Origin of the sequence: Caballeronia sp. LjRoot31 (assembly GCF_964253885.1) — a bacterium.
Lineage (GTDB): Bacteria > Pseudomonadota > Gammaproteobacteria > Burkholderiales > Burkholderiaceae > Caballeronia.
Genome location: NZ_CAXURX020000001.1, coordinates 623,021 through 633,687, shown reverse-complemented (window position 1 = coordinate 633,687; position 10,667 = coordinate 623,021). Strand labels below are relative to the sequence as shown.

At 60.1% G+C, this 10,667-nt stretch carries 6 protein-coding genes; 1 reads left to right on the top strand and 5 read right to left on the bottom strand.

Annotated features, from left to right (window positions below; all coding sequences use genetic code 11):
* Window positions 1-280: 280 nt before the first annotated feature.
* The 5 genes from ACSQ8V_RS02680 to edd form a co-directional block, all read right to left on the bottom strand.
* Window positions 281-4,006 (bottom strand): Ig-like domain-containing protein, encoded by a 3,726-nt coding sequence (locus ACSQ8V_RS02680; RefSeq protein ID WP_436204811.1) that lies wholly within the window; start codon window positions 4,004-4,006, stop codon window positions 281-283.
* 666 nt (window positions 4,007-4,672) lie between these two features.
* Window positions 4,673-5,173 (bottom strand): gluconokinase, encoded by a 501-nt coding sequence (locus tag ACSQ8V_RS02675; RefSeq protein WP_436204810.1) that lies wholly within the window; start codon window positions 5,171-5,173, stop codon window positions 4,673-4,675.
* Between the two features lie 10 nt (window positions 5,174-5,183).
* Window positions 5,184-6,566, bottom strand: a complete 1,383-nt coding sequence (locus tag ACSQ8V_RS02670) for a GntP family permease (RefSeq protein WP_436204809.1) — start codon at window positions 6,564-6,566, stop codon at window positions 5,184-5,186.
* 238 nt (window positions 6,567-6,804) lie between these two features.
* Window positions 6,805-7,437, bottom strand: coding sequence for a bifunctional 4-hydroxy-2-oxoglutarate aldolase/2-dehydro-3-deoxy-phosphogluconate aldolase (gene eda, locus ACSQ8V_RS02665; protein WP_436204808.1), 633 nt, complete (start codon window positions 7,435-7,437; stop codon window positions 6,805-6,807).
* A gap of 61 nt (window positions 7,438-7,498) precedes the next feature.
* Window positions 7,499-9,379, bottom strand: coding sequence for a phosphogluconate dehydratase (gene edd / locus ACSQ8V_RS02660; protein WP_436204807.1), 1,881 nt, complete (start codon window positions 9,377-9,379; stop codon window positions 7,499-7,501).
* A gap of 297 nt (window positions 9,380-9,676) precedes the next feature.
* Here edd and ACSQ8V_RS02655 point away from each other — a divergent pair, with 297 nt between their 5' ends.
* Window positions 9,677-10,522, top strand: coding sequence for a MurR/RpiR family transcriptional regulator (locus ACSQ8V_RS02655; RefSeq protein ID WP_213768513.1), 846 nt, complete (start codon window positions 9,677-9,679; stop codon window positions 10,520-10,522).
* Window positions 10,523-10,667: the final 145 nt, after the last annotated feature.

Sequence of the window (10,667 nt, the reverse complement as noted above, 5' to 3'; positions counted from 1 at the left end):
GGGTCTGCGCGGCTGGTCACACAATTTGAAGCGGCGGCCACCGCGCAACTCCGCCGGGTAGCCTTCGCACGGCGGCGGCCGCTGCAATACGAGATGGCTTATGTTAGCCACGTAACCGGCAGGGCAATCAGAATGCCGAGGCGGTCTTGTTTGAAGCCTTGCCGAACTATCAAAAACCAACAAAAAAGGCCGTTGCGGGATTGCTCCCGCAACGGCCTTTCCATGTTTCCGTCAGCTGAGAGCGGCTCCCTCCGGGAACCGCTCTCCTCAATTGCGCTGCTTAGTTATGCAACGCGATCTGCACGCCTTGCTGAACCAGCAACTCGGTGTGCGCGCCGGAGTGTTCGTACACGTTGTACGTCACGCCGCCCACCACCGCCGTGCCTTCGGCTTGCCACACGCCGTCGGCCACGCCAGCAATGTGCGCGTTCGACAGATCAACCGTGTCACCGTCCGAACCCTTCACCATCAACTGCTGATGGCCGTCCTTCTGGAACAGGTCTTGTTCACCCAGATTCAGCACGTCCGTCAGCGAGAGCTTCAGGTTGTTCGTGTGACCACCCAGGTCGATCACTTCGATACCCGAGATCTTCGCCGCCGCCGTCTGGCCGGTCAGCGAGGTCAGGTCGAGCACCTGGTGATCACCCGTCAGGTGCAGTGTATCGATCGCCGTACCGCCCGAGCCCTGGATATGCGCCGTGGTTTCCTTGAAGTAGGACGCTGGGTCCGCGTTCAGGTCCACCGTCTCGTTGCCGTTGGCCGCCGTACCGATGAAGGCGTCGTGCTCGCCGACTACCGTGTGGTGAGCCGGCGTAGAGGCCGTCGGGTCGAGAGCGACTACGGTGTCGTCGGTGACCGGTGCGTGTTGCGTCGCGCTGACGAGAGGAGCACTGTAGTTCCAGCTGGTTTCATTGGCCGTCCAGGTCGAACTGCTCATGACAGCGTTTCCACTGGCTACTACTATTACAGTTCCAGTGAAATCAATGGTTCCCGGCGAACCAGTAAACAACGGCGACCCCACGGTGTCCTTCGACTGTGAAGAAAAGGTGTAGGCAAACGTGCCGTCCGAATTCACCGTCACGAAGACCAGGTGATTTCCACTCCCAATAGTGGATGCGGCCCCACCAACGAGAAGTACAAGTTGCTGGGTGCCAGCGGTGTAACCGTTGACCCAGCCCTTAACGGTTAATGGTCCCGTCGAAGAAGCGTTGTTCGCAATCAGTAGACCGCTGTTATCGTACACGCCTGTGATGACAAGCCCGGCCCCGATCCTCACTGACGAGGCTGCCGAGTACGCGCTCGCACCGGCCGCGTTCGACTCCGTCACGCTAATGCTGTGCGTAGAATTCGCAGCCAACATCGTTGTCGGCTGGAACGTCCAGGTGCCGTTGGATTGCACCACCGTCGAGCCCAGCACCTTGGCACCGTCGTACACCGTGATCGTGTCGCCCGCCGTGCCATGGCCGTTGATGTGCGGGTACGCGTCGGTCGTCGTGCTGCCGGCGGCGATCGCGTTGCCGCTGTCGTCCGTAAAGGTCGGCGCGGCCGGCGTGGCCGGCGCGGTCGTGGTGATCGTGATCGTCCAGGAATTCGACGCAGCGCTTTGTGCCTGTCCGCTGGCGAACTGGGTGGCGGTAAAAGTATGCAGGCCATCATTTATCGTCCACTGCGGCTTAAGCGCCCAGTGACCGGTGGCGTCCACGGTTGCTTGCCCGGCCCCAACGCCATCCATGAAAAGGTAGACGGTGTCCCCAACCGTGCCCGTGCCGCCGACAGTCGGCTGGTTGTCGTCGGTCGTACCGTTATTCGGGACCGGGCCCTGAACCGGACCCACGGCGTCGACCACGCTTGTGATCACCGGCGCCACGGCCACAGGCGTGAACGTGAACGCGATTGCGGCCGATGCCGCGCCCGTCGTGCCAGCCGCGTTGGTTTGCGTGGCCGTGATCGTGTGCGTGCCGCTGGCCATATCCGTTGACGGCGTGAAGGTCCACTTGCCGGTGCCGTCAACCACGGCCGAGCCGATCGGGGTCGAACCGTCGTAGACCTTGACTATGTTGCCTGCCGTGCCCGTGCCGCTGATGTGCGGATGGCCGTCGGACGAGGTGCTGCCCGCAGGAATTGATGCGTTGCTGTCGTCTGTCAGAACCGGCGTCGACGGTTTTGCCGGCGTAGTGGTGTCCACCACCACGGCCGTTGCTGCCGACGTCGCGCTCGATGTCCCCGCCGGATTCGTTTCAATCACCGTGATGCTGTTCGAGCCGTTCGACAAGTCCGGTGACGGCGTGAAGCTCCACGTGCCATCCCCGGCAACCGTGGTCGAACCGATTACCACTCCGTTGTCGTACACCTTGATGATGTCGCCCGTTGTGCCCTTGCCCGCAATATGCGGATGCGCGTCGGCCGTCGTGCTGCCTGCGGCAATCGCGTGGCCGCTGTCGTCGGTCAGGGTCGGCGCTGCCGGCGTAGCCGGCGTGGTGGTGTTGATCGTGATCGTCCAGCTGTTCGACGCAACGCTTTGTGCCTGTCCGCTGGCGAACTGCGTGGCCGTCATGATATGCGCGCCGTCCGTCATGGCTGCCGGAACCTTCACCGACCAGTGACCGGTGGTGTCGACTGTCGTGCTGCCGCATCCAGCGCCGTTCTGGAAAATGTACACCGTGTCGCCGACCACACCCGTGCCGCTGATGGTGGGCTGATTGCCACTGGTCGCCCCGCCACTCGGAATGCTCACCAGAGTCGGGCTCGTGCCCACTGTATCAAGCACATTCGTGATGACCGGCGCCCCGGCCACAGGCGTGAACGTGAACGCGATTGCGGCCGATGCCGCCCCCGTCGTGCCCGCCGCGTTGGTTTGCGTGGCCGAGATGCTGTGCGGGCCGCTGGCCATGTCCGTCGACGGCGTGAAGGTCCATTTGCCGGTGCCGTCAACCACGGCCGAGCCGATCGGGGTCGCACCGTCGTAGACCTTGACTATGTTGCCTGCCGTGCCGGTGCCGCTGATGTGCGGATGGCCGTCGGACGAGGTGCTGCCCGCAGGAATTGATGCGTTGCTGTCGTCCGTCAGAACCGGCGTCGACGGTTTTGCTGGCGTGGTCGTGTCCACCACCACCACGATAGGCGTGGAACTCGCGCTCGGCGTGCCCGCAGGGTTCGTTTCAATCACCGTGATGCTGTTCGAGCCATTGGGCAGATCCGGCGACGGCGTGAAGGTCCATGTGCCGTCCCCTGCAACCGTGGTCGAGCCGATGACGACGCCGTTGTCGTACACCGTGATGGTGTCGCCGTTCGTGCCCTTGCCGTGGATATGCGGATGCGCGTCAGCTGTCGTGCTGCCTGCGGGAATAGGGTTGCCGCTGTCGTCCGTGGTGGTCGGTGCCGCCGGCGTGGCCGGCGTGGTGGTGTTGAGCGTGAGCGTCCAGGTGTTCGATGCAACGCTAGGCGAAGCGCCCGTGGTCTGCGTTGCGGTCATCGCGTAGGTGTGGTCGCCCTGCCCCCCCAGGTTGATCGTCAGCGTCCAGTGGCCCGTGACGTCCACCGTCGTGCTGCCGAAAGCATAGCCGTTTTCGTACAGATGCACCGTCGCGCCCGCCACGCCCGTGCCGCTTACCGTCTCCGTGCCGCTGTTGGTAATGCCGCCCGAAGGAATCGTCACCTGTGACGCGTTCACGATGTTCGTGATCACCGGCGCGACTGGCACGTTCGAAGCGATCTGCACGCCCACCGTCGCCGAGGAGGCGCCGAAGTTGCCGTGGCTGTCCTGGGGGATGGCCGCGAAGCTGTGCGCGCCAAGTTTGAGCGCTACGGTTGGCGTAAACGACCACGTGCCGTTCACACCCACCAATGCCGTGCCGAGCAGCCGCACGCCGTCATAAATGCTGACGATGTCGCCCACGTCCGCCGTGCCTGTGATGACCGGCGTGGTGCTCGAGATCGTGCCGCCGTTCCCTACCGAGCCAACTGACGTGATGACTGCCGCTGACGGATCGGATGTTTGGAGTGCCATGTTATTACCTTTTGTTACAGTGAATTGAAAGGGTGCAACTCTGAGCCACGTTCAGCGCGAACCGAGCCAACCACCCAGATGAACGAGTCGGACAACTATGAAATAGTGAGTTCCAACGCATGAACGGCGATTCTGACTGTTAAAGGAATACGCACCTACAGGAAAAGTCCTAAATGCAAAGTTAAAATGAGTCAAACTGGCACACAGATGCTCCCAACATTTGTTGAAAATATTTCTCCAATCGTATCTATGTTTTGCATAACTAATTTCTTCACCGCGCTCGACAATATAGGACCCTTATGCAAGGTTCCAGTACAACGCTGAAACGCACAATTTCCCAACCGCGTGGTTGATAAGTGGCACGCCAGGCCGAATTACACAGGCCTTTGCAAACGATGTATTCGCCATTCCGTGACGAAACCCGACTGTGTCGATCCGGCTTACACCGCGCCACTGTCGAGCAGTCAAAAGTCAAATAGGGTTGCCCAGGTCCGTCCGCCTGCGCCGCCACAGATAAAACCGCCCATTGCCGCGCAATGGACGGCCAGGCCCAATTCGGACTATGAGAAACCGGCCTGAATAAAATAAAGCGGGTTCAGTGTTGCACTGAACCCGCTTTAATTTTGAAACACATGCGAAGCGCGTGCGCGTAATAGATGCTTGAATTTAGAAACCGCGGTCGCTCATTGCACTCAATACTGTATCCACAATTTTCTCCGGCGCTAACGCAATATCCACTTCAATGGCTTCGTCGGGGCCGGGCGGTTCCAATGTATCAAGCTGACTTTGCAATAATGCCGGGTCGAAGAAATGCCCTTTGCGTGTCTTGATGCGCTCTCTCAACAGTTCTTCCGATCCTTTCAAATAAACGAAAGTCACGTCCGGGTCTCCGTTGCGAAGAATGTTACGGTAAACGCGCTTCAACGCCGAGCAGGCATAGACATGCGGCGTGCCGTCAGCCTGCTTCTCCACAATCGAAGCGCGAATAGCGTTCAGCCACGGCCAGCGGTCTTCGTCCGTCAATGGAATGCCCTGGTGCATCTTGTCTTTGTTTGCCTGGCTATGAAAACTGTCGGCATCGGCGAAATCGCAGTTCAGCCGTTCAGCCAGCATCTCGCCTATTGTGGTCTTGCCACAGCCGGATACGCCCATCGCAATCAATATCATCGGAATCTCCTTATACGACCGTCGCAAGCGCAAAGGTCAAACCTAATCCCATTAGCGAAATGATGGTTTCGCAAAGCGACCACGTCTTGAACGTCTGACCCACCGTCATGCCAAAATATTCCTTGACGAGCCAGAATCCCCCGTCGTTCACGTGCGAGAAAATCAGCGATCCGCAACCGGTGGCGAGCACCAGCAATTCTGCGCTGACCGCGCCATTCGATGCCGCCGCTATAGGCGCCACAATCCCGCACGCCGTGGTCATGGCGACTGTTGCGGACCCGGTTGCCAGCCTGATCAGCGCAGCCACGAACCAGCCAAGCAGCAACGGCGACAAATGCGCAGCCGAAGCAGTGGCAACCAGCTGCTGCGAGATCCCGCTTTCGCGCAGCACGTTCCCAAAGCCGCCGCCCGCGCCCACGATCAAGGTAATGCCCGCAATGGGCGCGAGGCAATCGCCGCAGAACTTCTGGATCTGTTCACGGTTGAAGCCGCGAGACGCCCCGAAGCTCCAGAAACTGAACAGCACGGCAATCAGTAACGCGACGTCGGCATTGCCTACAAATTTCAACAAGTTATTAGGCAGCGATTTGGGCGCGAAAATCAGGTCGGCCCAGCTTCCAATCAGCATCAGGATCACGGGCAGCAAGACAGTGAGCAGCGTGATGCCGAACCCGGGCAGCTCGCGCTTCTCGCCTTGCTTACCTTCCTTGCCTGAGTCCTTGCCTGAGTCGATAAACTGCGCCGCGAGCGGATTGTTTTCAGGCAGCTTGATATGTTTGCTGATCAGCAGCGCAAACAGCGGGCCCGCAACAATCGCAGTAGGAATGCCAACAATGAGCCCATACGCTATGGTGCGGCCAATGTCCGCGTGGTAAGCCTGCACGGCAAGCAGCGCGGCGGGGTGGGGAGGAATCAATCCATGCACGACCGAAAGCCCGGCGACCATGGGCAAGCCAACCAGCAACAGCGACTTGTTGGTGCGTTTCGCGACGTTGAACGCTATGGGGATCAGCAGCACGAAACCCACCTCGAAGAACACCGGCAAGCCGACGATAATCGCCACGCACATCATGGCCCAGTGAATATGCTTCTCGCCAAACCACTTGATCAGCGTATTGGCAATCTGCTCCGCTCCGCCCGACTCGGCCATCATCTTGCCGAGCATGGTGCCCAGTCCGACCACGATCGCTATATGCCCCAGCGTGTTGCCATTGCCGGTCTCGAACGCTTTGACGATGTTCTCCATCGGCATGCCGACTGCCAGGCCAAGCAACAACGAAACGATCACCAGGACAAGAAACGGGTAAACCTTGTAACGCGTGATCAGCAGGATCAGCAATGCGATGACAATAACCGCGTACACCAACAGCATGCTGCCGTGGACTGGCTCCATTAAGCGCCTCCGAGGTTGTTTAGTAGATATGCCGCGCGGCAGCAGACTGGATCTCAAGCCCGTCGGGGCCTGGTCGTCACAACACGCCGTAGCGCAGCCGGTGTTCAACCCGGGGATTTTACTTGCAGGTAGAGAAATACGTCTTTCAAACGTGTCTTGATGTGAAAAAGCCCCTACGGGCAGAGCGCAGGGGCTTCGGTCGTTCCTTGATATTCAAGGGCGGAGCTTGTGCGGCGCTTTACGGCCGCGGCGCCAGGGTGCTGGCAGCGCGCGCCAGACGCGTCACTTCTTCCCAGTTTTCCGCAGCGAGCGCCGCCTTGGGCGTCAACCACGATCCACCCACACACACCACATTCGGCAACGCCAGGAAGCTCGGCGCGGTTTCCGCTGTGATGCCGCCCGTCGGGCAGAATTTCAGGCCGGGGAACGGACCGTTCAGCGCCTGAAGCATCGCAATGCCCCCCGCCTGTTGCGCCGGAAACAGCTTCACGATTTCGTAACCCAGTTCCATGGCCGTGATGATGTCAGTCGGCGTCATCACACCCGGCAGCAGCGGCAAGCCGGCGTCGAGAGCGGCCATGTGAATGTCCTTCGTCAACCCCGGCGATACCCCGAATTGCGCGCCCGCTTTCTTCGCTTGCGCGCAATGTTCCGGCCGGGTGATGGTGCCCACGCCGACCACGATGTCATCGCCCAGTCCGCATGCGCGTTCTATTGCCTCCAGTCCCGCCTTCGTGCGAAGCGTGATCTCCAGCACCTTGACGCCACCCGCGTGCAATGCGCGCGACACGTTCTCACCCTGCTCCGCCGATTCAAACGCGAGCACGGGTATGACCGGCCCAAGACGCACTATTTCACTGACTGACTTCATTTTCTGCTCCTTCCTTATATTGTGGTTCTGGTTCTGGTTCTCTCAGGCTCGACCGGCGGTTTTATCGGCGCTCGGCAATGTTTGCGTGTTGTTCGCTCAGTTCGCTCTGTTCGCCCACCATGGGGCCGAATACCGATGCCCCCAGTTCTGCCGGCATGGCCGCGCTGCGGAACACGCCGAATAATTCGCGCCCGAATCCGACTTCGTTCTCAGCTTGATGCGCAGGCTGTTCGACCGGACGCGCGTTCCATTCGTTTGCATCTATTTCAATGTCAAGCACACCCTTGTTTGCATCGATAACAATCATGTCGCCCGTGCGCACCTTGCCCAACGGCCCTTGCAGCAACGCTTCCGGCGAAATGTGAATCACCGCGGGCACTTTGCCCGACGCACCCGACATACGCCCGTCCGTGACCAAAGCAACATGAAAGCCCTGATCCTGCAACACGCCGAGAAGCGGCGTCAACCGGTGCAACTCCGGCATGCCGTTGGCGCGCGCGCCCTGGAACCGCACGATCGCCACGAAATCCCGCTTGAGCTCGCCGTTATCGAAGGCTTCCTGGACCTGTTCCTGCGAATCGAAAACAATTGCCGGCGCCTTGACATGCCGATGCGCGTCAGCCACCGCCGATATCTTGATCACGCCGCGCCCCAGCTTGCCTTGCATCAGGCGAAGACCGCCGTCGGGCGCAAAGGGTTCCTTGTGGCTGCGCAACACTTTTGTATCGTGGCTGGCTTCGGGGCCATCGATCCATTGCAATTTGCCATCGATCAATTTTGGCTCGCGGGTGTAATGCTTGAGGCCATGACCCGCCACCGTTTGCACGTCTTCGTGCAGCAAACCGGCTTCCAGCAGATCCCGCACCAGGAACGCAATACCGCCTGCCGCGTGGAAGTGGTTCACGTCGGCCTTCCCGTTCGGATAAATCCGCGCCGTAAGCGGCACGGCCTGCGAGAGTTCATCGAAGTCATTCCAGTCAATCACGATGCCCGCCGCCCGCGCGATTGCTACCAGGTGAAGCGTGTGATTGGTCGAACCGCCGGTAGCCAGCAACGCGACGATGCCATTGACTATGGCTTTTTCATCGACCACGTGGCCGACCGGCGTGTAATGCCCCCGCTCCACAGTCAGCTCAAGCACCCGCTTCGCCGCTTCGGCGGTGAGCGCGTCTCGCAACGGCGTGTGCGGGTGAATGAAGGCCGAGCCCGGCAAGTGGAGGCCCATGACTTCCATGAGCATCTGGTTGCTGTTCGCCGTGCCGTAGAACGTGCATGTGCCGTGGCCGTGGTACGCCGCCGCTTCTGCTTCGAGCAACGCGTCACGGTCGCAGCCGCCGGTGGCGAACTGCTGGCGAACCTTGGCTTTGTCGTCGTTGGTCAGGCCGCTCGTCATGGGGCCGGCCGGCACGAAAATAGTCGGCAAATGCCCGAATTGCAGCGCGCCAATCAGCAAGCCGGGAACGATCTTGTCGCAGATGCCGAGGCACAGCGCGGCATCGAACATATTGTGGGTCAGCGCCACCGCCGTGCTCATGGCAATGACTTCGCGCGAAAACAGCGATAACTCCATGCCCGCATTGCCTTGCGTAACGCCGTCGCACATGGCCGGAACGCCGCCCGCAAACTGCGCCACACCGCCCGCTTCGCGCGCCGCGTGCTTGATGATGTCGGGGTAATTCTTGAACGGCGCGTGAGCCGAAAGCATCTCGTTGTAGGACGAAACAATGCCAATGTTCGGCTCGCGAATCGCCTTGATCGAGATCTTTTCCTGACCTTCCATGCCGGCAAAACCATGCGCGAGATTGGCGCATGAAAGCGCGCCACGGGCAGGAAAGTGCCCCTGTGCGCCGGCGATACGGGCCAGATAGGCCGCGCGCGTCGGCTTGCTGCGCTCGATCACGCGCTGCGTCACTTTGTTGAGATGCGAATGCGGGGAAACCATCGAAACTCCTTCGCCTGGGGTCGGCGAGCATCCGGGGGCGCCCGGGACGAATAGAAGCTCGGAGTCGGCAGTTTGGTATTTGACGATAACCGAGCGGATCAGACGAATGTTAGTAGAAAAACTACATTTTTCATATCTGGAAAACCCTTACTTGTTCGTTCACCGCGAACTGATAGACGCATGATACGGTTGATAATCAACGGAAATTGTCATCGAATCGCTTTTGTATTTGTAGTTTTTGTACATAACCGCGAATCAGCTATAGTCCGTTCAATTCCAGCATAGGTGAGATTCACGATGTTGCTGTCCCAAGTCGAAGCAATGCGCGAGCAATTGCGCCCATCCGAGCGCAAGCTTGCCGATTATGTGATTGACGCTCCGCGAGAGGTGCTGGATCTTGCAATGACCGATTTCGCCAAACGCGCCGGTGTCAGCCAGCCGACCATTGCGCGTTTTTGCCAGGCATTGGGATTTTCAGGTTTCCGCGAGTTCAAGATCCGGCTGGCTCAAAGCATTGCGTCCGACGTTCCCGCCCCCGCTGTGTTTCGTGACGTTCGCGCCGACGAACCCGCCGCCGGCGTAGCCGCAAAAGTTCTCGACAGGACCATTGGCGCGCTATTGCAGGTGCGCAATAGTTTGTCGTCGGATAGCGTGGCCGCGGCAATCAATTTGCTGGCTGAAGCGCGACGCATTGAGTTCTATGGCGCGGGAGGCTCCGGCATTGCCGCGCTCGATATCCAGCACAAATTCTTCCGGCTCGGCGTGCCGAGCGTGGCCTATTCGGACCCGCACACTTACACCACCTCCGCCGCGCTGCTGGGCGCGGGGGACGTGGTGGTGGCGGTATCGAATACGGGACGCACGCGCGACATTCTGGACGCCGTGAAGTCCGCGCTCCAGGGCGGCGCCAAGGTCATTGCGATCACGCATGGAAGCTCTCCGCTGGCACGGCTCGCGAGCGTGGGACTCTTTGCGAACGTCGATGAAGACACCGACATTTTCTCGCCGATGACCTCTCGCGTGTCCCATCTCGCTATAGGTGACATTCTGGCGGTTGGGGTAGCGCTGGCGAGGGGACCCGAGTTCGCGGAAAGGCTGGCGGACGCCAAGGGCGTGCTCGACAGAAGGCGAGTCGGAAATTAGGAAGGTTACTTGGGAAGCGTTGCTGTGGCCTGACGGCCAGGGAACCTGACCATGACCATGCCGCAAACAGGTCGCGGCCGTGTGCGCGTGATCTGCATGCTTGCGCCTACGCTCCGCGTAAGCCCCAAAAAAAAGCGGGTTCTTC